Origin of the sequence: Achromobacter spanius (assembly GCF_029637605.1) — a bacterium.
In the GTDB taxonomy this organism is placed as follows: domain Bacteria; phylum Pseudomonadota; class Gammaproteobacteria; order Burkholderiales; family Burkholderiaceae_B; genus Achromobacter; species Achromobacter spanius_E.
Genome location: NZ_CP121261.1, coordinates 2,304,104 through 2,328,485 on the forward strand (window position 1 = coordinate 2,304,104; position 24,382 = coordinate 2,328,485).

Here is a 24,382-nt window from a genome sequence, read left to right on the forward strand (position 1 = left end):
GTACGACGTGCCTACTGCAAGCGTTCGTCGTCCAGGAAGTCAGGCACCGCCATGACTTCAATGCCGTCCTCGGCCAGGGCCTCGCGTTCTTCCGGCGTTGCGGTGCCACGGATGGGGCGCTCGTCGGCGTCGCCGTCGTGGATGCGGCGGGCTTCTTCCGCAAAGCGGGGGCCGACGTTTTCGGTGCTGCGCAACAGCGCCCGCACCTGCTTCATGACCACGGCCTGCACGGCCGCCATTTTCTCGGCGTCCGACGCGCCGGCCGGCACCGCGGGCGGCTGGGCCGGCGCATGCAGGTGCGACACGTTCAGGCGCGGCGCCGACAGCCGCTTGGTGATGCTGGCCGAGCCGCAAACAGGGCACGTGACCAGACCACGCGCCTGTTGCGCGTCATAGTCGTCGTGCGAACCGAACCAGCCTTCAAAGATGTGGCTGTGCTCGCACTGCAGGTCGAAAACTTTAAGAGCCATGGTCGGTATATGGGGGCCAGCGGCCAGAATACAAGAATCTGCCCGCCGCGCGTGCTATCCCCTTGAAAGCGCAGGGACAAGGCGCCGCGCCCCAAGAAAAAACGGGCCCGCGGGCCCGTCTTGGCACGGCGTAACGAACAACACTTACTTGCCGCGTTTGGCGCCCGGGCCCGCGTCGATCTTGGCTTGCTGGGCTTGCAGCGAATCAATCTGGCGCTGCAAATCACGCAGTTGCTGGCGCACGTCCTTTTGCTGGTCTGCCAGCGCCGTGGTTTCCTGGCGCGACTGCTCCTGACGCGCGGCCACCTGCTGTTCCTGCTGCATGCGCAATGCGCGGTCGGCTTGCAGCGTGCTGAGCTGGGCGCTGCGGCTGGCCAGCAGCTTTTCGGCATGCGCGTATTCGGCTTGCAGCTTGATGCGCTTGATGTCGACTTCGGCCAGCTCCGCCGACTGCGCGGCAAACGCGCGGTAAGTGGATTCGGCCTGCTTTTCGGACACGGTCTTCAGCACGCGCCAAAAATCTTTCTGCTGGAACAAGGCCACGTAATAGGTCAGGTCCTCGGGCTTGAACAGCAGGCTGGCGCCATACGTACCGTTATAGGCGGTGCGCAGTTCCGACACCTGGCGGCTTTGGATCAGCTCTTGCAATTCGGCCACCGTGGACGACGGCCGTGCGGGCGCGACCGGTGCGGCGGGCGGGGTCACCGGCGTGGCAGCGGCCTGCGGGTCTTCGACCTGCTTGACCGTGGGCCGCGGCGCTTCGGGCTGCGCGCTGGCGCACGCCGCCAAGCCGGACATCACCGTGCCTAACAGCGCCATGCGTGTGGCGGCACGGATAAATTGGACGTTCATGCCTTCCCCAAAAAAATCGTTGCGGAACTATAGCAATTTATTTCGCTCACGGCTGATCCGCTTACATTAGCCGCTGGCGAATTGTCGCCCCCTAGGGGGCTTCCCCAATTGCAGCAATCAAGATGCCTCGACGACCCCTTCCGCCGTTTCACCCTGGCCGCCGCCCAGATGCAGTTTTCGCATTTTTTCCCATAGCACCTTGCGGCTGATGCCCAGCGTGTTGGCGGTGTCCTGGCGGCGCCAGCCGTTGACGTCCAGGGCAGCCAGGATGCGGGCGCGCTCGGCGCGTTCGGCGTCAGTGAATACCGGCGGTTCGCACATCGCGCTGGTGGCGCCCAAGGCGCCCGCGGCACGCAGCGGCTCGGCAATCTGGTCAAAAATGCGCTCGATGCGGGCTTGGTCCCAGCTTTGGAATTGCCGGCGCATGATGGCCACGCGCTCAGCCACGTTGGACAGTTCACGCACATTGCCGGCGTATCGGGTGCGCGCCACGCGCTCCAGCAGCCAATCCGGTGGCTCGCCCTCACCGCCCATGCGCTCAAGCAATGCACGGAAAATGGCGACCTTTTCTTCGCCGCCGCGTTGTTCCAGGTTGGGGATGCGCAGTTCGATCACCGCCAGGCGGTAATAGAGATCCGCGCGGAATTCATCCTGGCCAACCAGCACGCGCAGGTCTTTGTTGGTGGCCGCGACCAGGCGGAAATCCACCGGAATTTCTACCGTCGAGCCCAGCCGCGTCACGGCGTTTTGCTCCAGCACGCGCAAAAGCTTGACCTGTTGATACAAGGGCAAGTCGCCGATTTCGTCCAGGAACAACGTGCCGCCATTCGCCTGTTCGAAATAGCCCTTGTGCGCGCCGACCGCGCCGGTGAACGCGCCCTTGGCGTGGCCGAAGAAATGCGCCTCAAACAGCCCTTCCGGAATGGCGCCGCAGTTCACAGCCACGAAGGGGCCGTCGGACCAGGCCGCGCGATCGTGCAGCAGCCGCGCAATGCGTTCCTTGCCCACGCCGGTTTCACCGTGGATCAGCGCGTTGCTGCGGCAATCGGCAAACATCTCGGCCTCGGCCAGCAGCGCCCGCATGGGCTCGGAAACGGCGATCAGCGGCTGCTCGCGCTTGGGCGCGGATCGATTGAACTGATCCAGCGTGCCCAACAGTTCATACAGCAGCTTGCGCAAGTCAGAGGTCGTGAACGACAACGGCAAGGTGTAGGAATATTCAGGCGGGTAATAGCGCGAATCGCGCCCTCGCGCCTCGGCCGACACCCATATCACCGGCATGGCTTGGGCCGATAACCAGTCGTAGCCGCTGAAGCGGTTGTCGCCCATGACCGACACCGACACCAGGGCCACCGCGGGGCGCGTCGGGTCGCGCGGCGGCGGGAAAGCGGTGCCGGCATCCGCGCGCACCAGCGTCACGTCCATGCCGGCCAGGCAGCGTTCCGCGCGGCCGGCAATGTCGGACGTGCCTTCCCAGACATACACATCGAACTCGTCGCGAGCAAATTTTTGGGTCATCGCAGACACCATGCCGACAAAGAAAGGGCGAAGTCCAAAAGCATCCTCATCAGTACACCAAGCGGGGTTGCCCGCAATCCACGGACAGCAGCGACACGTCGGTCTGACCCACGCTGACGCCCAGCGTGTCCAGCAGTTGCTGTAGCAAGGCCGACAGGGGCGCCAGCACGGGCTGCAACAGATTCACCACGATGGACAGCACCCCGCCCACCTGCGAACCGCCGTCCAGCGCCAGCGCCGCAACCGAATTGATGCGGCACTGGCGGATGGCGCTGGGCGTGATCGCCAGCGTGCAGACCAGGTCATTCACGGGCGCCACCAGCAGCGACGTGAGGATATTGCCCACCAGTTGCAGCGTGCCGCCCAGCACGCCCGTCAAGCCGCCCGTGGACAGCCGGTTGCCCAACTGATTCAGCGCGGCCGAGGACCACTGCATGTCGTTGAATACCTGCGTGATCGACTTGCCGGCATTGTTGCCACCGCCGCCGACCAGGTTGGTGGCTAGCGCCGTGCGCTCCGCCGCGGTCAGCGGCGTACCGGCATTGACCAGATCACCCAGGATGCCGCCCACCACGGCGTCCGCCAGGTTCGAAGCCAAGCTGCCCAGATCAATGGACGTGGCGTTCACCGTCTGGGTGGACGGCGCGCCCGGCGGTTCCGTCAGCGTGACGGACACCGGCGCCGTGGAATTGAAGACCGGCAAGGTGACCTTGGCGGTCAGGGGCAGAATGCCCAGCACGTTCAACACCTGGTGGCGCTGGATGGCGCCAAACGAACTGGGCTGGCAGCTATTGGTCAGCGACACGAAATTCGCGGCAGTCTGATCGGTGCTGGAGGTCATGCCGGGAAAGCGCCCCAGGCAGATGCTGGCCGCCGACGCGGTCACCGCAATGGTGGCCTGATGCTCGGTCAGCGGCGCCTGGCACAGGTTGGTCAGCGTGCCGGTGGATTGCGCCACATCGATGATGATGGGCAGGTCAACCCGTGTACCCAGGGTGTTTGCCAACAAGGGCCCCACCAGCGGAATGTTGCTGGTGTTCAAGCGCAGGTAGACGCGGATGCCCGCACTGGTGGCCTGGGTGCCGATACCGCCAATGGCCAGCGTGGGCGGTTCCACCACGCGCACCCGGGCGTCCACGCCCAGCAACGGCACGCTCAAACCCAGGTTGATCAGGTTCTCGCCATTAGCCACAACCAGCGCGGTTTCCAATAGATTGAGCGCGTTCACGTTCGCCGCCAGGGCGCCTGTGGCGTCTCCCCCCACCACCGACAGATCCAGCACGCCGCCATCGCCAAACAGCTTCACGGGCAGGTTCAGCGGCATTACCGCCAGCACCGTGTTGATGGCGTCGCTGATCAGGCCGATGTCGGCCGCTGCCGTGCCGCTTTGGTTGACGACCGTCAGCGTGGCCTGCAGCAACTGCCCCAGGGTCAGGTTGTCGAGCGCCGCCAGTTCCGTCGGCGTGCCCACGCCGGTGGCTACCGACAGCGGCAGGCCCAGCGCCTGCAGCAGGCCCGACGGCGTAATGTTGACGCTGGCCAGGCCGGCCGCGTCCAGCACGTCCAATTGCGCGGGCGAGGCACCCACGGTCGACAGCAATTGCGACAGCAAGCCACCCCGTTCCAGGCGCAGCAAGCGCGAACCCACGGTGAATGCCGCCACAGGCTGCGTATTGGTGGCAACGGCGCTGACAGACACGGTCGTGCTCAACCCCAAGGTGCCGAACAGGCTGGCCAGTTCCTTGCGAATGGTCAGGCGCACGGCGTTGAGCGCTTCACCGCCCGCGGGGTCGAACACATGCATGCCGCTGGCGTCAGCGCGGGTGGAATCCCACAGCTTGCATTCCACCGTGACGTCGCCGGCTTCGAAGGTGTCAAAGATGTTGGGCAGGTTGGCCAGGGCGGATGTCTTGCCGGCCGCGCTGGCCCGCGTGCAATCCGCTGGGGACCCCATGCCCAGCACCTGAACCGCCGACAGCGCGGCCAGGTCCGCGGCCTTTTGCACTTCGCGCTTCATGTAGTAGCCGTAGCCCAGTTGCGCCACGCCCAGCATCGCCACGCCCACCAGCACCGCGAATACGACGGCCACGGCCATGCTGCCGCGCTGGCGGGGCAGAGACGCACAACGATGAGGTCTGGCGGGCATGGGGCAATCCTGGACTGCAGCGGTGAGGAGGGTGGGCCGGGTTCAATTGGTGTTCTTGGTCTCTACGCGCTTTTGCAAAAATTCGGGGATCGGATGCGAAAAACTCTCCAGATAGCGGTTCCAGGCGGCGGTGGACACCGGCCCCAGCACGGGCAGCATGTTCCCCGCGCGGCGGCCGTCGGCCTGCGCGGCCAACAAGCCGCGCGTGACGTCGCCAAACGCTTCCTCGGCCGGGGCGGCTGGCTGAGCGCCTTGGGCGGGCTGCGCGACTTGTGTGGAAGCGGCGGCGGATGCGGCCGGCTGCGGCATCGGCGTCTGCACCTGCTGCACCACCGGCCGCGCGGGCAGTTGCGCCTGCGGCAAGGCCTGGGCCGGCGCGGCAGCGGGCGGGCTGCTGGTCATGCCGCCGGTCAGCGGCGCGTTCGATTGCGCCTGGCTGGTCAACGGCGCCAAGGCCATCAGCGTGGTGGCCAGCGCGGCGGTCAGGACTTGCGAAGCGGAATAACGGGAGTCAGACATGGATCTCTTCCTGAATTCGGGTTAGCGCACGATGGGTCCATTGCCCAGGCCTTCCATCAACGGACTCATCACCGGCATGATCATGCCGCCGCCGCTCGACACGCGGGTCGCCGATGCATCGGCCGCCACGGGCACCGGCATCGGCGCACGCTGCGCGCGAATGTCGGAGGCCATGCGCAGTACCTGGTTGCGTGCCTCGTCGGTGAGCTTGGCCTGGTCCATCAGCCGCTGCGCACGCACGGGCTCTCCCTCCACCAGCAGCAACACCGCCAGATTGGCCAGCACCTTGCCGTTGTCGGGCGCAAGCTCGGCCGCCTGCCCCAAGGGCACACGCGCGCCTGCCGGATCCCCGGCGCGCAACCTCGCATAGCCCAGGTCCCCCAGAATGCGCGCATCCATCGGCGACAACTTCGCCGCGCGCGCAAAGTCATCGGCGGCCTGGTCGAATTGACCGCGCGATCCGGCGATCAAGCCCAGGCCATGCCAGCCATCGGCCGCCTGATCGGTGCCAAGCAGCGCGCGATACGCCTGTTCGCTCAGCACCATCTGACCGGTCTGGCGCAAGGCTTCCGCCCGCAGCACCGACACGCGTGCATCGTTGCCGAACCGTTGTTGATAGGCGTCGATATACGCCAGCGACGCGAAATAGCGCTCTTGGCGCTGCGCTTCGGAAATCAGAGACAGCATCATCTCGGGTTCTTTGGGGCGGCCCTTGGCATCGCCCTCTTCTTCCTTCTGCCGCGCCAGCGCCTGTTCCTGCTGTTGCTGCTGGATAAGCTGCCAGGCCGACTCCGCGCTATTGGTCTTGCATCCGGTCAACCCCGCGCCGGCAGCCGCCGTGGCCGCCACCAGGGCCCACCGCAAGACGCGCGCCTTGCTGTTGATTACGCCAGCCATTACATCCCCCCCATGCGCGACATGCCGCGCAATACCGCGATGAACCCCGCCCCGCCCGTCACGATCAACAGCGCGGGCAGCAAGGTCACGATCATGACCCCCGTCATCTTGACGGTGGTCTTGCCGACCTTTTCCTTCAACTCCAGCCTGCGCTTGTCGCGCAGACGCTCGCCAAACCGATTCAAGGGCTCTTGCACCGCGCCGCCGTGCTGGTCCACCTGCGCAATCAAGCGGCAGATGGCCGACAGGTCGTCGTTGTCAAAGCCCGAAGCCAGCCGCGCCAGCGATTGCTCGCGGCTACGCCCGCGCACATGCAGTTCGGACGCCAGCCGCAGCTCATGCGACAGCACCGGCAGCACCTGCGCGAATTCCTTGATCAGCACCTGCATGCTTTGATCAATGGACAGCCCCACCCCTTGCAGCAAGCGCAACAGGTCGATCAGCAGCGGCAGCTCGTCGCTGGCCATCCGCTTGCGGCGCGACAGGCGCCGGCTGACCACCCACTTGGGCAGCATGTAGCCGATGGCGAAGCCGAAGAAGGCGGCGATGAGGCCGCCCATCGGGGAATCAATCCACTGCTTCTGCTGGTTGAGCAGCACCGCCGCGATGGGCAGCACGATGGCCAGGCCAAAGCGCGCCGCCACAAAGCGCGACCGCGCGGTGCCGGCATTCGCATAACCGGCCATGTCGACCATCTTGCGGTCTTCGGCGGCCAGCAGCGTGTCGGCCAGGCGGCCTTCGCTCAAGCGTTTGCCGAACGCGTCGGCGGCGCGGGTGGCCGATGAAAACCGCCCTTCGCCCGGGTCAGCGGGAATCATCGTCGCCGTCGCGCCAGGGTTCTGCCGCGTTGCCAGTGCCTGGTCGATCACCTGGCGGCTGCGGTCCTGCCCGCGCAGGCGCCGCGCCATGCCGATGCCCAGCACCAACAGCGCGGCGGCCACCAGCATCAGCGCCGCCGCCAGCACGGTTGAGGCATTCCAGGATTGCAGCATTTCCATCGTCGCCATCCCTTAAATTGACTTGGCCATGCGATACAGCCAATAGCAGCCGCCAATCTGCAACACCACTGCGGTCAGCAGCATCTTGAAGCCCAGCGGGTCTTCCCACAGCCCCATGAAGAGCTTGTTGTTCGCCATCATGATGAAGCCGGCAATGCCCACCGGCAGCAAGGCCAGGATCCAGGCGGACAAGCGCACCTCGGCGGAACTGGCGGTCAATTCGTTGCGGGCCTGCGCCACGTCCCGCATGAAGGCGGCCATGCGTTCCAGCACCTGGTCGCTACGACCGCCGAACCGCATCGCCAGCGACACCACGGCAGCCACCATGTACAACTCTTTCAAGCCATACATGCGCGACACCTGCACCAGCGCCGCATCCAGCTCCTTGGCCGACCGGCTCAGGCTGGCCGCCGTTTCCACCACTTCCAGCAAGGGCTGGTCGGTTGACGCCGCGGCCGTCTGGAATGCAGCGCCCATGCTGTTGCCGATGGTGATCAGGCGCACGATGTTGTCCAGGAAGGCGGGCAGTTGCGAGATCATTCGGCGGCGGCGTTTGTCGGCGCGCAGCCAGAGCAGGAAGTACGTCAGCACGGCCAGCATGATGAACGACACCACGCCGGACAAGGGCCCGAGAAACACCCAGGCCAGCACCGCGCCCGCCACCACGGGAATGGAGATCCGCAGATAGAAGCCCACGCTTTGACGCACGCCCGCCAGCAGCAGCAGGCGGTCCCAACTGGAGAACCCGCTGCGCATCGCGCGCCCGCCTTCGGCGAACGGCGCCGCTTCGGGCGCTTCGCGGCCCCGTTTGAGCTGGTTGTCCAGGAACGCGGAACTGGCGGCGCGGCGCGCGCCGCTATTGGCATGGCGCCACAGCAGCACCGCGCCGGAAGCCAGCACCAACGCCAACGCGCCCAGGATCAAAGCGTCTTGCATCAGCGCCTCCGGCTCCAGAATCCGCCGCCGCCGTCGTTGTCGCCGGGCGGAGGGTCATTGACGCGCGCGTCGTTGCGCAGCTTTGCCAGCTTGGGCGTGTGCGGATGGATGCCCAGCCAGTTCCAGCGGTCCTTCTCTTCGCCCTCGGGCGTGGTGAAGGTTTCGTGGCGGTACAGCTCTTGCGTCGAGATGACGTTGTCGCCCATGCCGGTGACCTCGGTCACCGACAGCACGCGGCGCTTGCCGTTGGACAGGCGACCGATCTGCACAATGAAGTCCAGCGCGCTGGCGATCTGGCGGCGCAGGCTGTCCTCACTACCCTGAAAGCCCGCGAAGCCCGCCAGCATTTCAATGCGGTACAGGCATTCACGCGGTGAGTTGGCGTGGATGGTGGCCATGGAACCTTCGTGGCCGGTGTTCATGGCTTGCAGCATGTCCATGACTTCGGCGCCGCGAACTTCGCCCACCACCACGCGGTCAGGCCGCATTCGCAGGCTGTTGCGGATCAGCTCGCGGATGCTGACCGCGCCGCTGCCGTCAAAGCCGCCCTGGCGCGATTCCAGCCGCACCACGTGCGGATGGTTCAGCGACAGTTCGGCGGTGTCTTCCACCGTCACCACGCGTTCCGTTTCCGGAATGAAAAACGCCAGCGCGTTCAACAGCGAGGTCTTGCCCGAGCTGGTGCCGCCCGACACCAGCACGTTGCAGCGGTTCTTCACCGCTTCGTGCAGCAGCCGGTAGATGTCTTCGTCAAAGGTGCCCAGCGTCAGCAGGTCGGCGGGCTTGAGCGGATCCTGGCGGAACTTGCGGATGGACACCATCGGGCCATCGACGGCCAGCGGTTCAATCACCACGTTCAGGCGGCCACCGTCGGGCAAGCGCGCATCCACCATGGGGCTGGACTCGTCCAGCCGCCGGCCGATGGGCGCGAGGATGCGGCGCACGATGCGCAACACATGCTGGTTGTCGGTGAAGCGCAGCGTCTCGCGGGCCAGCACCCCGCGCCGCGACACGAACACGTTGTCATAGCCGTTGATCAAAATGTCTTCAACGGCCGGGTCTGCCAGCAGATCTTCCAGCGGGCCAAGGCCCGCCAATTCCTTGGTCAGCGCCTCGGCAATCTGGCGCATCTCGCCTTCGTTGATCGGTACGCGGCGCAAGCGCACGAAGCTGGCGACTTCGATGTCGACGAATTCCTGGATCGCCGAGCGCGCCCAGCGGCCGAACTCGGCCCCCAGCTCCTCGATACGGGAAAGCAGGTGTTCGTACGCCGCCGTCTTGACTTCCTGAAACCGGTTCGACGAGGCAAAGCCCTTGTCGCCGTCACCGCCGAATTCTATGGTCGCTGTCATGATCATGTCGGATTCCGCCGCCGTCCCGTGAATCTTGCCGTTAACCGACGATCATGCGGCGGTGCACGCCGGGCAGCCACGTGGCCAGCCAGCTTGCCCGCCCGCCGGGCGTGTTTTCTTCCGCGCTGAGTTTTTCCGCCAGGGTCTGCACCGCGCGCACATACACGTCGCGCTCGGCCTCCTCGTGCAGCAGGTGGCCCTGGTTCGTGCAGACCATCAGGGCCAGCGTGCGATCGGGCAAGGTGCCCACCAGGTCCAGCTGAAAACGGTCCGCGATCTGCTGCGCGGTCATGCCGTAGCGCTCGTCGTAGCGGTTGACGATCAGGCCAAGGCTGCGGCGGTCCACGTGCATTTGCTCAAGCTCTTGCAGCAGGCCGGCCAGCGACACCAGCGCTCCGACGCTTTGGTCGGTCACGATCCAGTTCTGTTGAGACGAACGCGCCAACCCCGCCACGAACTCCGGGTTCGTGAAGCCGCCCGCATCCGCTACGACCACGCCGAAGTGTTGGCGCATGCGCTCGAACACCAGCAGGGAGTCGGACTGCGAGACGTCGCGCATTTGAGCCAGGTCGCGCGGCAATGCCAGCACGCTCAGGCCGTTGGCGGTGTGCGCCATCGCCGAGCCCAACAAGGTGGAATCGAGCCGGCGCAGGTTGCGCGCGGCTTCCGCAAAATCAAAGTCGCTGCCGATATTCAGGTAGAGCTGGCAATCGCCCACGGGCCAGCCCAGGTCCATCAAGGCCACGCGGCTAGCCAGCGGCAGCATGGCGCCCGTTTGCTCGGCCGGCTTGGCGGGCTTGCCGCCGTTGGCCGAGGTGCGCGTGGCATGCATCTGCTTCAAGCGGTCTTGCACCATACCCGCCAAATGCACGGCCAGCGTACTGGTACCCACGCCGGGGCGCGCGCCCAGCAGCAACACACTGCGGCGTGATCCATCCATGCGGCCGCCGCCCGCCGGCACATCCAGCAGGCGCAGCACGACGTCTTTCACTTCCTCGGGGGCAACGGTGGGGTCGACGAAATCGCTGACGCCCGCACGCAGCGCGGCGATGGCGCCTTCAGGCTGGCTCAGCAAGCCCACCGCCACGCGCGGCACGGTGGGCGCAATGCGCGCCAACACACGCGCCAGCTCCGCCGACTTGAACAGCTTGCCCGGTTCGTCTTCGCTTAGCGTGAAGTCCAGGAACACCACCTGCGGTGCAATCTCGGTCAAACGCCGCGCCAGCTCTTCGATGCCCGGGGTTTCCTGGGTCAACATACCCATGTCTCCCAAGGCCTGTCCAAGCTGCGCGGCTACACCATCGCCTTTTGAGCAAAACAGGAACCGCTTCCCGTTTTGCAGGCCAACCCACTCGCTGGCATGTGTCTTCATATTACTCACCGTGAAAAGCCCGGCATTTGCTGCCCGCCTACGGGGCCCATCAGGTAATAGCCCCAGGCATTGAAAGTCGAATCCGATACTTCTTGCCGCCCGCCCGGCAGCGGCAACGTCACGCCGCGCGCAATCGGGCGCACCAGTCGCGGCGTCACCACGATCACCAGTTCGGTGTCTTCTTGCGAATAATCGACGCTGCGAAAGAACGCCCCAATGATCGGCAGGTCACCCAGCATCGGCACTTTGTTGACCATCGCCTTGGTCTGCCGCGACACCAGACCGCTGATCACGAAGCTTTCGCCATCGCCCAATTCAACGGTGGTGTCCGCGCGGCGCGTGCGCAGCGCCGGAATGAACGCGGGGTTGTCTGAACCGGGGTTGATGAGGATGGCGTTGCTGTAGTCCAGCTCGCTTGCCTCGGGCGCCACCTTCAAGGAAATGCGGTCGCGCGACAGCACGGTGGGGGTCACTGTCAGGCCGATACCAAAGGGCTTGAAGGTGACGGTGGTGGTACCCAGGCCGCCGGCCTCCGGAATCGGCAATTCGCCGCCCGCCAGGAAGCTGGCGCTCTGGCCGGTCAGCGCCACCAGCGTGGGCTCGGCCAGCACGCGCGCCATGCCGTTGCTTTGCAAGAGGCGCAGGCGCGCCGCAAAGTTGTTGGAGTCGTAGAACAACGAGAAACCCGAGGCGATGGCGCCAGCCGGGTTGAAGCCCAGCGGCGAGGACAGGCCCGAGAGCGCCTGCGAACTGGTGCCCGCCCAGGGGCCACCGCTGGCCGCGAAGTTGATGCCGGCCTGCTTGAGCACCGTCCGCGACACTTCCACGACCTTGACCTCGACCTGGACCACGCCGCCCGTGCCCGCGGTCGACACGTCGACGACGTTCTTGTCGCCCACGGCCGCGGCGGCGGCCTTTGCCGCGGCAATCTGCGCCAGCGGGGTTTCGGAATAGCCGGAAACGACGGCGCGGTCGCCAGCGATGTCGACGTTGACCCCGCCTTCGATGCCACGGCTGGCCAGCGCGGCTTGCACCGACGACGCCACGCGCACGTTCCAGATCTGCGGCGCGGCATTGTTGCCGGTCCAGATCTGAAGCTGCGTGGTGCCCGCCTTTTTGCCGTAGATCAGCAGCGAGCCCGCGCGCTTGCCCGAGGCCGGCAGGATTTTCACATCGGCTACCTCGGGGTCGCCAATGGCGATGCGGCGCGGCGTGGCACCATCAAGCATGAGGGATTGCTGGCCCTTGACGGCCACCGCGATATCACGGACGGGTGCATTCGCCCCCGTCGCGGGCGCGGCGGTTTGCGCCAGGCTGACGACACCGTATGTCATCGCCGCTGCGGCCGACAGGACGCAGATCATGGTGGTGCGCTGATATCTCTTCATTGTGCCGGATCTGGTTATTTTGAAAGGTCCAGCCGCGGGCGGCACCTGGCCACGCGCGGCGATGATCAATAGCGAACGCGCTCGGATTTATCTCCCCGCACGATTTCGATGGTTCTGCCACCGCCACCCGTCGTCGCCACGCGGTTGACGGGGGCCCGGGCAGCGGGCGTGGTGCCTTCCAGTTGCAGCAGGCTCTCACCCGCATACGCGCGGTTCGGACCGACCAGCAAGGCCTCGCGCTGCGCCGGCGTCAGATCCGCGCGCGTGGGCAACACCGTGCCGCGCTTGGCGAACAGCGTCTCGTCGGGCACGGCGTCGTCGCCTACCGGGCGCAAGGCCAATTGCAGGCGGCCGGCGCGGCTTGCCAGGATCAGCTCGTTGATATGTTCGACGGGCACCGCCAGCACCGCCGTGCGCGCTGGCTGGCTGGGGCCTTGCTGCAGCGCCGATTTTTCTTCCGGGCCATCCACCGAGGCCTTGCCGTATGCCAGCACGCGCAGTTGCGCTTGCAGCAGCCGGGCCTGGCCGCCCGAGATTTCCTGGTTCTTTTCCACCATGAAGAACACGTCGACCATGTCGCCCGGTGCAATGCGGTTGCCACCGCCCACCACTTCATCGACCGCAATGGCGACGGCGCGCTCGCCAGGCTTGAGCTGCCTGGCAAGGCCTTGCGCCAAAAGGCTGGGCACGATGGGGTCGCCCGCCGCGATGTCCACGCGCGTCACCGACCCTTCCAAGGGCGCGGTGTTGTCAAAGCTGTTGGACAGCGACACCTGCCATTGCGCCACCGACAGCATTTTTTCGGCTTCGATCCGGGTGCCGGCGGGAATGGCTTCCTTGGCTACCACGACGGGATAAAACTTGACCGGCGGCGCGGCGGGCGCGGGGGCCGTGGCCACCGGAACCGGGCTTGCCGGCGGCGCGCTGGGGTGCGACGCCAGGCGCCAGGCCAGAAAGGCCAGCACCATGCCCGCCACCAACAAAATGCCCGCGATGATCTTGCTAAGACTGCTCATGGTGTCCCTTGCGATATCTGTACGATGGCTTTCGACGACAACCTGCTTGGCACCCAGTCCTTGTTGGTGCCAGGCAACAGGACGATGAACGACTGCAAGGTGGCCAGCAAGGGCCAGGACTGGGTGTTGTAGGTCATGGCGACGGTGGCGCAGTTGGCCACCTGGCCGCCGGATCCGGCCCACGTGCATGGGGCGCGCGTGGTGGCGCAGGCAACGGCCGAACCCGTCGTGAAGACGCTCATGGCGGCGGTGCAGGCGTCGCCCTGCACGTTCGGGCTGCCGGTGATCTGCGCGTGCACGGCGGCGCGCGCGCCTTCGCCGGCGGCGGCGGCCAGTTGTTGCTGCATCCAGAACAGCACGCCGTAACCGACCACGGCGCAGATGAAGATCAGCAGCATGGTCAAGGTCAACGACAGCTCAAGCGCGGCAATGCCGCGTTGGCGGATCAATCGGGGGCAAGGGCGAAGAGGACGGCGCAGAGGCATGGGTTGGGTCATGTCAGCCTCCCACGCCAACCGTGTTGCCCAGATGGACCGTGGCGCGCGCGCTCAACACGCTGGACGCCGGCATCATGGCCAACTGCAACAGCGGGAACGACGGAATCAGGGGATTCGCGCCATAGGCGTATGAGACCGTCACTTCAATCTGGTCAGGCGCCAAGGGCTGGCCGCTGCAGGTGCCGCCAGCGCTGCTGCTCAAGGTTCCCCCGCTATCGCACACCGCCACCTTGATGGACGCGGACGACATCGACGACATCCATTGAGCGATATCCAATGCCGTGTCGCGACCGGCGTTGGCCCGCGCTGCCAGCGAGGCCGAACCGGCCTGCCATTGCAGCACCTTGCGCGCGCCGTCCTGCGCTGCCAGGGTCACCGAATTTTGTGCAAGAAACACCAGCCCGTAGGTCAGGATGCCGTAGAGCACCAGGAAGAACACCACGAATACCAGGGCGAATTCAAGGGCATAAGAACCACGCTGAGCGCGGCGACGCCCAGATACATCGCAAAGGGAACCTGGCTCCAGCGTTGCGTCAACGCCCAGTAGCGCGACACCACCACGACCGCCAGACTGTGCAGCCCCGCCAGCACGCTGGCCAGCACCAGCACCAGCACCAGCACCAGCGGCGCCAGGCCCAGCCACAGCCCCAGAATGGCGATGGCCTTGATGTCGCCCGCGCTCATCAGGCGCCGCCCCCAAAGCGGCAGGAACAGAAAGGCGGCCAGAAAGCCCGCCAAGGTCATCAGCCAACCCGTCCAACGCGGGGGGAACATCCATCCGGGCACGAGCGCGGCGGCAGCCAACCAAAGCAGTTGCGCCGCGAATCCCGCCACGATCAACGTGTTGGGTACGCGGCGATAGCGCAGATCGTTGTAGATCAGCGCCCCACTCCAGCATACGAACAACAGCAGCCACAGCACTTCCCCTGGATACAAGGCAGGACCTTCTTATCAATCAGATTCAACGGCAGGCGCGTTCATCCAGACGAACGTGCCCCGGTCAAGCAACTGATACAGACCGCGTACCGCGAGGGCTCACCACACTGAGCCGCCACGGTACGCGTAGCAAGACAGGGCGTGATTAAGTACCGCCGCCGGCCGTATCGAGCTTGCCGCCCAGCCCCGTGAACATATCGCCGAGGGCATCAGTGAAGGTGCCCACGGCAGCGATCAGGGCCACTGCCACCAGACCTGCGATCAGCCCGTATTCCAGGGCGGTGATGCCGTCTTCGTCGTTCCAGAACTGCGCAAGTTTCGCTTTCATTTCGAACTCCTGACACTCGCTTGATAATTGAGCCGATCCGCGATGCGGCGCCGACCCCCTATTCCCGGTATTTCTGCTTCGCGAATGCCCTGCATCCGTTCGCAGACCGGGCCCTGCTAACCCGGCCCCAGCGTGGAGCCAGGCGCCTTGCCTGGTTCAGCCACAGGCGCCGATTCAATGAAAGAGTCGATCCGCTGCGCCATGCGCGCGCGGAAACGGTTTGACGCCCGCTGCAATTGCCAACGCATGATCAGCAACATGACCGCGGACAGCACGAAAGCGATATACGGCAGCATGACCCCGCCAATTTGCAGGCTGGTGCTGTCGCGCGGGGCGGTGCAGATAACCGTGCCAGCCGCCGCGCCGGTGTAATGCATGCCACACACGGCCACCGCCATCAAAATGGCCGCGCCGCCGCGCTGAAACTCGTTCTGGGTATTGAAAGCCAGCCACAGTGCGGCCGAAGCGGCAATTACGGCGATAAGCACCGATAAAACGACAATGGGCAAATTCCACATCAACACCGCCGGCATGCGCATGGCGCCCATGCCCAGATAATGCATGGCGGCAACTCCCAGGCCGGCGGCCAGGCCGCCCATGACGCAGCGGCCGAACGTGAAGTTCGCGCGTCCGACGTACCAGAACGCCCAGCCGGAAAAGCCCGCGGCCACCAGGAAACTCAGTATGGTCAGACCAAGCTGATAACCCACATCGAAAGGCAGGTTCTGCGCTTGCATGCCAATGAAGTGCATGCTCCAGATACCGACACCGCCCATCGCCACGGCACCGATGAGGATGTAACCGATGCGGATATCACCGTCTTGGGTTTCGGTGCGGATGCCGGCCGCCGCCAGCAAGGCGACATACGAACCCAGCACTGCTGTCAGGAATGACAAAGCAACCAGGCCGCTGTTGAACGACAGCGGAACGATATCGCCCGGGTTCATGAACGGCCCCATTGAAGGCGCCGCAAACCAAAGAGCGGGATCGGTTGATCGCGCCAAGCATTATTAGGGTGATGCGCGCCCATTTTGTGGACTCCCGGTGGCTCATAACCGATGTGTTTTTGATACGTTTATATAGTCTTATCTATTAACATTTAATACACATCAGGGTTTTTACCTATATTCGCTATTATGCGGCTACAGACATGTAACCGATACAGCAAAATTCGCGCCAAATAGATTAAAAACCCCTAGTTAACCCTTATATATCGTGAATATTTTCGTTCCTGAGAATTTCTATATGTTGTAATCCTGTCGTGCCCATATGGTCACAATGAAATAATTTGTTATTACTACTCGCCACTGGCACCATACTACCCACGGCGCACCGAAGACCTTTTACCAATGTTGTGTCCCTTTATATATTCAATATATCGGCAATACCGAATATTCATCGGGACTGCGTCGGCGGAAACCGAGACACATAGGCAATGAGACGTACGTACCCGGCAAGTTCGCTTACCCTCGCCCTTATATGCATCTTTGCCCTTGGCGCCCAAGCGCGGGCAGATGGCCCGCTTCGGGGCAACCCCGTGGATGCCCTGCCGCAGCTTGAAAGGCCGCCCGGCGCCACGCAGCCACCACCCGTGGTGCAGACCGCCACGCCAGAGCAATTGGCGTTGCAGGCCAGGCTGGCGCAACGCATCGTGCCGCTGAACTTTGACGTAAGCGGCGTACACGCCATTCCCTTCGACGAGGTTTCCGCGATACTCAGCCCACTGTCGGGCAAGGAGATCAGCCTGGGCGAACTGGTCCAGCAAGTCGACAAGATCACACAGCTATACCGCGACAAGGGCTATCCGCTGTCGTTCGCGCTGGTGCAGAACCAGACGTTCGCCAACGGCCTGGTCGTGGTGACCGTGGTGGAAGGGTTTATTGCCAATGTGCGGATTGAAGGCGACATCGGTAACGCGCAGGGTCGTTTGGACACGCTGGCCGGCCCGCTCACGGAAGAGCGCCCGCTGAAACAGGCCACGCTTGAGCGCCAATTGAATCTGATGCGAACCGTACCCGGCGTGAAGTTCACGCCCAGCCTGGATTTGCCGCGCCGCGCCGATGGCGCCACTGAACTGGTATTGGCGGCCACGCGCCACCCGTTCAGTTTGACGGGCGGCATCGCAGACCTGGGTACCGGCATGCAACCCTTGGTCAATATGGGCGCGAACAGCCTCACGCCACTGGGCGAACAGGTGAAACTGACGGCGGCGGTGCCATTCAATACCGATGACGTCAAATACGTCATGGGCGAAATCAGCGTGCCCATCGGACCCGACGGTTTGGCGGTCAAGGTGGATGGCTACCACTATGACGCCAAACCCCAGGACGACGCGATCGAATACCTGGGTTTTGAAAGGCGCGTCAAGAACGACCGCATCGGCATCGGCCTCAGCTACCCGATTTTGCTGAACAACACGCGCTCACTGACCGGCACGGTGGGTATGTATGCGGCCAATTCCAAAGACCGGTATGAAGCGCGCAATTCAGATCGTTGGTTGCAACAAGACGCCCGCGTGCGCGCCGCTAATATCGAACTACGATATATACAGGTGTCTGAAAGCCAAACCACGGACGTCAGCGGCAGCGTGTCCAAGGGGTTTGACGGGGCGGGCGCCAAGAAGGACATCTCGACCAATTACGGTTATTCAGCCACACCAATCCTGGACCTGGATTTCGTCCGCTATAACCTCAATGCCAAACAAACGTTTGCCCTGCCCGCCCAGTTCGGACTGGTCTTCTCTGGCGCGGCGCAGTATTCCAGCAATATCTTGCCGTCTTCGGAACAGGTATCGTTCGGCAGTTGGCGCTATGCCATGGGATACCCGCAAGGCGAACAAAGTGGCGACAAAGGCGTGGGCGTATCAGCGGAAGTCAACCGGCGCTTTGGCACCGGCTGGGAATACCTGCCCAGCGTCCAGCCTTATGCGCTGATCGACTATGCGCGCACCTGGTACAACAACAAGGACTTGCAAGCCTTGAACCAGCGGCACCTGTCATCGGTGGCGCTGGGCCTGCGGTTCACGGACGACAAATACTATTTGTTCGACTTCAACGTGGCCAAGCCCATCGGCTCCGCCACCGTCAACAATGACCGAGACGTGCAGTTCAACGCCAACTACTCGCTGTTCTACGACGCCTTCTGATATTGGCTGCCCGTGGCCCGGGCACACCGCGGTTACCCAAAAGCGCCTGTTTCGACAGGCGCTTTTTCATGGGCGCGTCACATCGCGGATGTCGATTATTTATGAATGTCCCCCACACGACGTTACGTAACGTGGCCCGTAACGTAACGTCGGATTACCGGCCATTCGTAACATTCGCAGGGTTTTTGTGGTCGCAAATCTGCGACCATCGCCCGCTAGTACAAACCCTGAAACCAACCGAATAAGGCACTGATAAATAAGCACTTTTTCTCTAAAAGGACGTAACACGGCCATGCACATCCTGGGGTTTTGAAAAATCTTGGCACGGTTTATGCATCTAGAGCCGTATCGGGCAGTTTCTTTGCCTGGACCATCCAACCCGAGGAGCTCGTCATGATTTCGAAGATTGAAGCAAACCGCATTCAACGTATTTTGACCGCCACCGTCATGGCAGCTGCCTTGGCTGGCGCTTTGTCCGCTTGCGGCGGTGGTGGTGGCGGCGGAGATAAGTCAGCCGGCCTGCCTGGCACCGACATTCCCACGAATCCGGGTGGCAACAACCCGGGCGGCAACAACCCCGGTGGCACGGACCCGAACAACCCTGGCGGCACCGATCCCAATAATCCGGTCAATCCCGTCACGGCCGGATTGCTGCAAACGACGCTGGGTAATACCGGCGGCGCCGTTGACAATACCCTGCCGTTGAACTTGGGCGAGACCCTGGGCGGCGTGGGCAAGGCACTGGATCCCACCGTGGCGCCCGTAGCCGATACCGTGGTGGGCCTGACGCAGCAAATCGGCGCCACGAGCGGCTTGGGCGCCCCCGTGGATGGCATCACCACGCAAGCGGGCGGCCTGGTCAGCGACCTGGGCACGACGCTCCAAGGCACCGGCCTGCCGGGCGGCCTGAGCACCGGTGTCGGCGGTTTGGTGGATGGCCTGGGCAAGACCGTGGCCAGCACGGGCGACCTGTTGAATGCAGACCCCGCCAACCCCATGCCCTTGACGACCGTGCTGGGCAACGCCACGAATGCCGTCGGTGCGCTGACCGCCGGCCTGTCGGGCCAGGGTGGCTTGCTGAACCCGGTTACCCAAGCGTTGGGCGGCGTGACCGGCGGCGTGTTGGACGGCCCGGGAAGCCCCGTGCTGCAACCCGCCTTGTCCAACACCGGCAAAGCCGTGGACAACGTGTTGCCCTTGGGCCTGCAGCCTGCACTGGGCGGCGTCGGCGCCGCACTGGACGTGAACGTGGCGCCGGTTGCCGGCGTGGTGACCAACCTGACGCAGCAAGTGGGCGCAACCACCAATCTGGGCGCACCGGTGGCCGGGCTGCTTTCCAGCCTGGGCGGCACGGTGGCGGGGGCCGGCAGCACGCTGCCTGGCAACACGGCTGGCTTGAATGGGGTGCTGCAAGGCTTGGGCGGCGCGGTCGCCAGCGCCGGCGGCCTGCTCCACGCCACGCCGGGCAATACCAACCCGCTGGGCGCCACGCTGGCTAATGCAACCGGCGCGGTCGCCTCGTTGACGGGCGGCCTGGGCTTGGGCGGCGCCACGGGTGGCCTGACGGGTGGCGGCACGGGCGGCTTGCTCAGCCCCATCACCGGCATCCTGGGCGGTGTCGGCGGCATCGGCGGCACGCCGGCCGCGGGCGGCGTGGGTGGCCTGCTGGCACCGGTGACCGGCCTCTTGGGCGGTGTGACGGGTGCCGTGGGCGGCGCGACGGGCGGCACAGCGGGTGGCGCGGCCAATGGCGGCCTGCTGGGCGGTTTGCTGAGCGGCGTGACCGGTGGTGCCACGGGCGCCGCGGGCGGTGCGGGTGGCGCCGCGGGAGGTGGCCTGCTGGGCGGTGTGCTGGGTGGCGTGGTTGGCGGCGTATCGGTCGGCGCCACGACAGGCACCGGCGCCAGTGCGGGAGCCAGCGCGGGTGCCGGCGCGGGTGGCGCGGCCGGTGCGGGAACGGCTGCCAATGGCGGCTTGCTGGGTGGTTTGCTGGGCGGCGTCACGAGCGGCTTGACGGGCGGTACGACGGCGGGCGGCACCAACAACGGCGGCTTGCTGGGCGGTCTGCTCGGCGGCTTGTCGGCACAGAAGTAATCGACCCTATCCGCTACGGAGCGACATCATGCTGCAACAAGAAACGATGGTCCACCATGAGCATGTGACCGTGATGCCTGAATCCCGCACGAGTGACCTGCGACCTGGAATGCTGGACGATATCGCCCTGATGCTGGGTCGACAGTTCTCGGTGTACAACGCCGCCTGCCAGTCGGCCTTGGCGGAACGGCTGGGCATCCCCCTGGCGGACCTGAAAGCGCTGGAACTGGTGATGGAGTTCGACGCCTTGCCCACCGGGCAGCTTGCCCAACTGATGGGCATCAGTTCCGGCGGCGCCACCGCCTTGATCAACCGGCTGGAGGCGGCAGGCTATGTGCAGCGTGGCCGCCACCCGCTGGACCGCCGGATGATCGTGATCCGGCCGGTCGAGGAACAGTGCCAGCAGTTGGCGCAGGAGCGCCAATGGGTCACGGACGCAGTGATGCTGATGGCGCGGCGCTACGACACCGCCGAACTGGAAACCGTGCATGCCTTCCTGGCGCAATGCGTGCGCGCCTTGCGGCACGACACCCTGGTCTGGCTGGAAACGCCCACCGCCCATCGCGACGACCTGTAAACCCGCCTGCGTCCGCCGCGACGCCAGCGGGCCACGCGCCCTGATTCCAAGGAGTCAGGGCGCGTTTTTCATGGAAGCGCGACGGGGATGTGAGACAGGCACCGCAAGACGCGGCCTGGGGTCAATTCAAACCGCGCTTGGCGTGCCGAACTCCAGGCGCGGCACCGCCGCCAGCAGCCGGCGCGTCAATTCCTGGCGCGGCGCGTGCAACACGGTGTCGGCATCGCCCAGCTCAACGATGCGGCCCCCGTCCATGACGGCGATGCGGTCCGCCAGATACTCGACCACACCGAAGTTGTGGGTGATGAACAGATACGCAATGCCCAGTTCGGCCTGAAGCTCGCGCAGCAGGTCCAGAATCTGCGCCTGCACCGACACGTCCAGGGCTGACGTGGGTTCGTCGCAGATCAGTACCTTGGGTTCCACCGCCAGCGCGCGTGCAATGGCGATACGCTGGCGTTGGCCGCCCGAGAATTCATGCGGATAGCGCGTCAGCGTATTGGCCGGCAAGCCCACGCGCTCGATCAACTGCGCGGCGTGCGCGGCCCGCGCCTGCTGGCTCATGCCCCCCCGCAACGACGCCAGGCCCTCGTCGAGGATGTCGCCCACGCGCATGCGCGGGTCGAGCGATGCATACGGATCCTGGAACACAATCTGGATGTCTTGCCGCAGATCGCGCAGGGTGCGGCGGTCGGCGGACAGCACGTCCTTGCCTTGCAGCATGGCGCGACCCGAGATGCGCGCACCGTCGATCAGCCGCAGCAGCGCCTTGCCCGTGGTGGTTTTGCCGCAGCCGGACTCGCCCAACAGGGCCAGTGTTTCGCCCGCGCGCAGCGTGAACGTCACGCCGTCCACGGCCTTGACCCAGGACACGATGCGCCGCAGCGGCCCCTTGCGCACGGGGTAATGCACTTTCAGGTCCTGCACGTCCAGCACCAAGCCCCCTGCCGCGCGCTGCGTGGTTCGCTGCGTGCCTTGCTGTGCGCCGTCTTGCGCGATGGCATCACGCGCCTGCGCCGTCAGCGGCGCGCCGCGCTTGGCGAAGGTGGGGATGGCTTCAAACAATTGCCGTGCGTACGGATGCTTGGGCGCACGGAGAAAATCATCGGCGCTGGCGCTTTCAACGATTTCGCCGCCGCGCATCAGCGCCACGTGATGCGCCACGTTTTTCACCACGGCCAGGTCATGCGTGATCAGCAGCACCGCCATGCCCATTTCGCGCTGGATGTCGGCCAGCAGGTCCAGCACCTGCGCCTGCACCGTGACGTCCAGCGCGGTGGTGGGTTCGTCCGCGATCAGCAGCAGCGGCTCGGCGGCCAACGCGATGGCGATCATGACGCGCTGCTTCTGTCCGCCCGAAAACTGGAACGGGTAATCGTCCACGCGCCGTTCGGGCTCAGGGATCCCCACGCGGCGCAGCCATTCGATGGCCCGCGCGCGCGCCGCCGCGCCGCGCAAGGGCGTGTGCGCCGTCAGGGTTTCGATGATCTGATCACCCACCCGCATGACGGGGTTCAGGCTGGTCGACGGTTCCTGGAAGATGATGCCGATACGGCCGCCACGCACGCCGCGCATCGCGCTTTCGGGCAGCCGGTTCAAGTCTTGCCCGTCCAGGTCGATCTGCCCGCCCACGATGCGGCCAGCGTCCGGCAGCAAGCGCAGCAACGCCAAGGCGGTGATGCTTTTTCCGCAGCCGGATTCACCCACCAGCGCAAAGGTCTCGCGCTGCGAAATGGCCAGTTCCAGCCGCTTGACGGCATGCGTCATGCCGGATTCGCCGGCGATGTCCACCTGCAGGCCGCGCACGTCCAGCAATGGAGTATCCAAGCTCATGGCGCTTCTCCCGATTTCGAGGCGCGCGGTTCGGCGGCCAACACCTGGCGGCGGCCGAACACGCTGCCCAAGCGCGCCAGGCGGCTGGGTTTATAGCGGCGGGTGCGCGGGTCGAAGGCATCGCGCACGGCGTCGGCAAACAGATTGGCCGCCAGCACCAGCGCCAGCATGAAGAGGAAAGCGGTCATCAGGCTCCACCAGATCATGGGATCGCGAGACATTTCCAGGCGCGCCCCATCAATCATCGACCCAAAGGAATTCATGCTGGGGTCCACACCAATGCCCAGGTAGGACAGCACGGCCTCATACAGCACCAGGCCCGAGAATTCCAGCACCACGGTAATCAGCACCAGATGCGCCACATTGGGCAGCAGGTGCCGCGTCATGATGCGCCAGTGCGACACGCCGAACGCGCGCGCCGCCTGCACGTATTCCAGTTCACGCAGCTTGAGCGCCTCGGCGCGCAGCAGGCGGCACAGGCCCGCCCAGCCCGTCAGCCCAAGAATCATGCAGAGCAGGAACAGCCGCAGGTCGGCGCGCGCGACCGAGGTGTCGAACAGGTCAGCATGGTTGTCGATATACACCTGCATCATCAACGCGCAGGCGGCCACCAGCAGCACGCCGGGAATGGCCGTGATGGTGGTGTAGAGGTATTGGATGGCGTCGTCGACCTTGCCTTTGAAGTAGCCCGCGGCAATGCCGAAAACAATGGCCGGCGGCAGCATGGCGATAGTGGTCAGGCTGCCGATGACCAGCGCCGTGCGGATGCTTTTCAGTGCCTGCCACAAGACGTCGTTGCCGATGCGGTCGGTGCCCAGCGCGTGGTAAGCGCTGGACAGCCCGGCCAGCGCGCCGACCGTCATGCATAGCAAGGCAAAGGTGACCGCCATGGCCCGCCAGGGCACATCGGATTCACCCCGCAGCAATACCTGGCCCGCGTGCGACGCCGACCCCAGGCGGCGCGCCAGGCAGGCGTAGAGCACGGCCGCCGCAAGCAGCGCCACGCCCAGGCCACCCGCCACGCCCCACCCCAGGCGTTTCAAGACATCGCCCACATGTTGCGTGTCGGGGTCGGTCAAATGCGTGGCGGCGCCGCGCAGTCGCGGAAAATCGCGCACCGGCTTGTCGTCCACCAACATGGTTTCCTTCAGGAACAGCTTGGTGGCCAGGGGCTGCGAGTAGTTTCGTTCCGGTTGCGTCAGCACCGTGCCGGCCAACAGGCCGTCCAGCGCGGACTTGACCACGGGCGCATAGATGGGCGCGGCATCGGCGGCAGCCCCCGGCGCGGGCGGCAGTTGCGGGCGGTAGTGCACCGAGTCCAGCAGCCCCACCACGGTGAACGCGGCCAGAATGACGGCCGAGCACATGGCGGGGGCATCGCGCGCCACGCGCCCCCAGGTGGCGCGCAGGTTCGGGCTGCGGCGCACGTGCCACAGGTAGGCCAGCGCGCTCAGCACCATCAGCCACAGCGCGATGTCGGTCCACAGGAAGACGATCTTGGGCATGGC

General features: G+C 65.1%; 22 protein-coding genes. 3 read left to right on the forward strand and 19 right to left on the reverse strand.

What is annotated here, in order from left to right:
- Window positions 1-11 precede the first annotated feature (11 nt).
- The 17 genes from P8T11_RS10110 to P8T11_RS10190 form a co-directional block, all read right to left on the reverse strand.
- On the reverse strand, window positions 12-470 hold the full coding sequence (locus P8T11_RS10110) for a DUF1178 family protein (RefSeq protein ID WP_268082065.1): 459 nt from the start codon (window positions 468-470) through the stop codon (window positions 12-14).
- 144 nt (window positions 471-614) lie between these two features.
- Window positions 615-1,322 carry a DUF2968 domain-containing protein gene (locus P8T11_RS10115; RefSeq protein WP_268082064.1) on the reverse strand — a complete coding sequence of 236 codons (708 nt, stop codon included), beginning with the start codon at window positions 1,320-1,322 and terminating at the stop codon, window positions 615-617.
- Window positions 1,323-1,439: 117 nt separating this feature from the next.
- On the reverse strand, window positions 1,440-2,840 hold the full coding sequence (locus P8T11_RS10120) for a sigma 54-interacting transcriptional regulator (RefSeq protein WP_268082063.1): 1,401 nt from the start codon (window positions 2,838-2,840) through the stop codon (window positions 1,440-1,442).
- A gap of 49 nt (window positions 2,841-2,889) precedes the next feature.
- Entirely contained in the window at window positions 2,890-4,986 is a 2,097-nt protein-coding gene (locus P8T11_RS10125) for a TadG family pilus assembly protein (RefSeq protein WP_268082062.1), read from the reverse strand.
- A 42-nt stretch (window positions 4,987-5,028) separates the two neighbouring features.
- Complete coding sequence (locus tag P8T11_RS10130; RefSeq protein ID WP_268082061.1) at window positions 5,029-5,505, reverse strand: DUF3613 domain-containing protein; 477 nt, start codon at window positions 5,503-5,505, stop codon at window positions 5,029-5,031.
- 21 nt (window positions 5,506-5,526) lie between these two features.
- Entirely contained in the window at window positions 5,527-6,402 is an 876-nt protein-coding gene (locus P8T11_RS10135) for a tetratricopeptide repeat protein (protein WP_268082060.1), read from the reverse strand.
- Window positions 6,402-7,400, reverse strand: coding sequence for a type II secretion system F family protein (locus P8T11_RS10140; RefSeq protein WP_268082059.1), 999 nt, complete (start codon window positions 7,398-7,400; stop codon window positions 6,402-6,404). Before P8T11_RS10140 ends, P8T11_RS10135 begins: the two co-directional genes overlap by 1 nt.
- A 12-nt stretch (window positions 7,401-7,412) precedes the next feature.
- A complete protein-coding gene (locus tag P8T11_RS10145; protein WP_268082058.1) occupies window positions 7,413-8,336 on the reverse strand; it encodes a type II secretion system F family protein in 924 nt (307 codons plus the stop codon).
- A complete protein-coding gene (locus P8T11_RS10150; RefSeq protein WP_268082057.1) occupies window positions 8,336-9,694 on the reverse strand; it encodes a CpaF family protein in 1,359 nt (452 codons plus the stop codon). Before P8T11_RS10150 ends, P8T11_RS10145 begins: the two co-directional genes overlap by 1 nt.
- A gap of 34 nt (window positions 9,695-9,728) precedes the next feature.
- Window positions 9,729-11,069 (reverse strand): pilus assembly protein CpaE, encoded by a 1,341-nt coding sequence (locus tag P8T11_RS10155; RefSeq protein ID WP_268082056.1) that lies wholly within the window; start codon window positions 11,067-11,069, stop codon window positions 9,729-9,731.
- Window positions 11,066-12,448: a type II and III secretion system protein family protein gene (locus tag P8T11_RS10160; RefSeq protein ID WP_268082055.1), complete on the reverse strand. Its 1,383-nt coding sequence runs from the start codon at window positions 12,446-12,448 to the stop codon at window positions 11,066-11,068. The genes P8T11_RS10155 and P8T11_RS10160 overlap by 4 nt, the downstream gene beginning before the upstream one ends.
- 65 nt (window positions 12,449-12,513) lie before the next feature.
- Window positions 12,514-13,464: a Flp pilus assembly protein CpaB gene (cpaB, locus tag P8T11_RS10165; RefSeq protein ID WP_268082054.1), complete on the reverse strand. Its 951-nt coding sequence runs from the start codon at window positions 13,462-13,464 to the stop codon at window positions 12,514-12,516.
- Window positions 13,461-13,961 carry a TadE family protein gene (locus tag P8T11_RS10170; protein ID WP_268082053.1) on the reverse strand — a complete coding sequence of 167 codons (501 nt, stop codon included), beginning with the start codon at window positions 13,959-13,961 and terminating at the stop codon, window positions 13,461-13,463. Before P8T11_RS10170 ends, cpaB begins: the two co-directional genes overlap by 4 nt.
- A 1-nt stretch (window position 13,962) precedes the next feature.
- The gene (locus tag P8T11_RS10175; protein WP_418910312.1) at window positions 13,963-14,400 is read right to left on the reverse strand and encodes a TadE/TadG family type IV pilus assembly protein; all 438 of its coding nucleotides are present in this window, start codon (window positions 14,398-14,400) and stop codon (window positions 13,963-13,965) included.
- Window positions 14,370-14,897, reverse strand: coding sequence for a prepilin peptidase (locus P8T11_RS10180; protein ID WP_268082051.1), 528 nt, complete (start codon window positions 14,895-14,897; stop codon window positions 14,370-14,372). Before P8T11_RS10180 ends, P8T11_RS10175 begins: the two co-directional genes overlap by 31 nt.
- 145 nt (window positions 14,898-15,042) lie before the next feature.
- Complete coding sequence (locus P8T11_RS10185) at window positions 15,043-15,225, reverse strand: Flp family type IVb pilin (protein ID WP_268082050.1); 183 nt, start codon at window positions 15,223-15,225, stop codon at window positions 15,043-15,045.
- Between the two features lie 116 nt (window positions 15,226-15,341).
- The gene (locus P8T11_RS10190; protein WP_268082049.1) at window positions 15,342-16,172 is read right to left on the reverse strand and encodes an MHYT domain-containing protein; all 831 of its coding nucleotides are present in this window, start codon (window positions 16,170-16,172) and stop codon (window positions 15,342-15,344) included.
- Between the two features lie 488 nt (window positions 16,173-16,660).
- On the opposite strand from P8T11_RS10190, the gene P8T11_RS10195 reads away from it, so the two are divergent.
- The 3 genes from P8T11_RS10195 to P8T11_RS10205 all read left to right on the forward strand — a co-directional run bounded on the left by P8T11_RS10195 (window position 16,661) and on the right by P8T11_RS10205 (window position 21,041).
- A complete protein-coding gene (locus tag P8T11_RS10195; RefSeq protein WP_268082048.1) occupies window positions 16,661-18,370 on the forward strand; it encodes a ShlB/FhaC/HecB family hemolysin secretion/activation protein in 1,710 nt (569 codons plus the stop codon).
- Window positions 18,371-18,763: 393 nt separating this feature from the next.
- Window positions 18,764-20,464: a collagen-like triple helix repeat-containing protein gene (locus P8T11_RS10200; protein ID WP_268082047.1), complete on the forward strand. Its 1,701-nt coding sequence runs from the start codon at window positions 18,764-18,766 to the stop codon at window positions 20,462-20,464.
- 28 nt (window positions 20,465-20,492) lie between these two features.
- The gene (locus tag P8T11_RS10205; RefSeq protein ID WP_268082046.1) at window positions 20,493-21,041 is read left to right on the forward strand and encodes a MarR family winged helix-turn-helix transcriptional regulator; all 549 of its coding nucleotides are present in this window, start codon (window positions 20,493-20,495) and stop codon (window positions 21,039-21,041) included.
- Between the two features lie 126 nt (window positions 21,042-21,167).
- Here the strand turns inward: P8T11_RS10205 and P8T11_RS10210 are convergent, their stop codons facing one another.
- Together P8T11_RS10210 and P8T11_RS10215 are read right to left on the reverse strand one after the other, a co-directional pair.
- A complete protein-coding gene (locus P8T11_RS10210; protein ID WP_268082045.1) occupies window positions 21,168-22,874 on the reverse strand; it encodes an ABC transporter ATP-binding protein in 1,707 nt (568 codons plus the stop codon).
- A complete protein-coding gene (locus tag P8T11_RS10215; RefSeq protein WP_268082044.1) occupies window positions 22,871-24,379 on the reverse strand; it encodes an ABC transporter permease in 1,509 nt (502 codons plus the stop codon). The genes P8T11_RS10210 and P8T11_RS10215 overlap by 4 nt, the downstream gene beginning before the upstream one ends.
- Window positions 24,380-24,382 lie beyond the last annotated feature (3 nt).

Coding starts and splice junctions, on each gene's coding strand:
- P8T11_RS10205 (WP_268082046.1), top strand. CDS start 20,493: ATGCTGCAACAAGAAACGATGGTCCACCATGAGCATGTGACCGTGATG.
- P8T11_RS10145 (WP_268082058.1), bottom strand. CDS start 8,336: ATGCAAGACGCTTTGATCCTGGGCGCGTTGGCGTTGGTGCTGGCTTCC.
- P8T11_RS10115 (WP_268082064.1), bottom strand. CDS start 1,322: ATGAACGTCCAATTTATCCGTGCCGCCACACGCATGGCGCTGTTAGGC.
- P8T11_RS10195 (WP_268082048.1), top strand. CDS start 16,661: ATGAGACGTACGTACCCGGCAAGTTCGCTTACCCTCGCCCTTATATGC.
- P8T11_RS10150 (WP_268082057.1), bottom strand. CDS start 9,694: ATGATCATGACAGCGACCATAGAATTCGGCGGTGACGGCGACAAGGGC.
- P8T11_RS10170 (WP_268082053.1), bottom strand. CDS start 13,961: ATGACCCAACCCATGCCTCTGCGCCGTCCTCTTCGCCCTTGCCCCCGA.
- P8T11_RS10185 (WP_268082050.1), bottom strand. CDS start 15,225: ATGAAAGCGAAACTTGCGCAGTTCTGGAACGACGAAGACGGCATCACC.
- P8T11_RS10130 (WP_268082061.1), bottom strand. CDS start 5,505: ATGTCTGACTCCCGTTATTCCGCTTCGCAAGTCCTGACCGCCGCGCTG.
- P8T11_RS10160 (WP_268082055.1), bottom strand. CDS start 12,448: ATGAAGAGATATCAGCGCACCACCATGATCTGCGTCCTGTCGGCCGCA.
- P8T11_RS10120 (WP_268082063.1), bottom strand. CDS start 2,840: ATGACCCAAAAATTTGCTCGCGACGAGTTCGATGTGTATGTCTGGGAA.
- P8T11_RS10140 (WP_268082059.1), bottom strand. CDS start 7,400: ATGGAAATGCTGCAATCCTGGAATGCCTCAACCGTGCTGGCGGCGGCG.
- P8T11_RS10200 (WP_268082047.1), top strand. CDS start 18,764: ATGATTTCGAAGATTGAAGCAAACCGCATTCAACGTATTTTGACCGCC.
- cpaB (WP_268082054.1), bottom strand. CDS start 13,464: ATGAGCAGTCTTAGCAAGATCATCGCGGGCATTTTGTTGGTGGCGGGC.
- P8T11_RS10125 (WP_268082062.1), bottom strand. CDS start 4,986: ATGCCCGCCAGACCTCATCGTTGTGCGTCTCTGCCCCGCCAGCGCGGC.
- P8T11_RS10135 (WP_268082060.1), bottom strand. CDS start 6,402: ATGGCTGGCGTAATCAACAGCAAGGCGCGCGTCTTGCGGTGGGCCCTG.
- P8T11_RS10210 (WP_268082045.1), bottom strand. CDS start 22,874: ATGAGCTTGGATACTCCATTGCTGGACGTGCGCGGCCTGCAGGTGGAC.
- P8T11_RS10110 (WP_268082065.1), bottom strand. CDS start 470: ATGGCTCTTAAAGTTTTCGACCTGCAGTGCGAGCACAGCCACATCTTT.
- P8T11_RS10215 (WP_268082044.1), bottom strand. CDS start 24,379: ATGCCCAAGATCGTCTTCCTGTGGACCGACATCGCGCTGTGGCTGATG.
- P8T11_RS10190 (WP_268082049.1), bottom strand. CDS start 16,172: ATGAACCCGGGCGATATCGTTCCGCTGTCGTTCAACAGCGGCCTGGTT.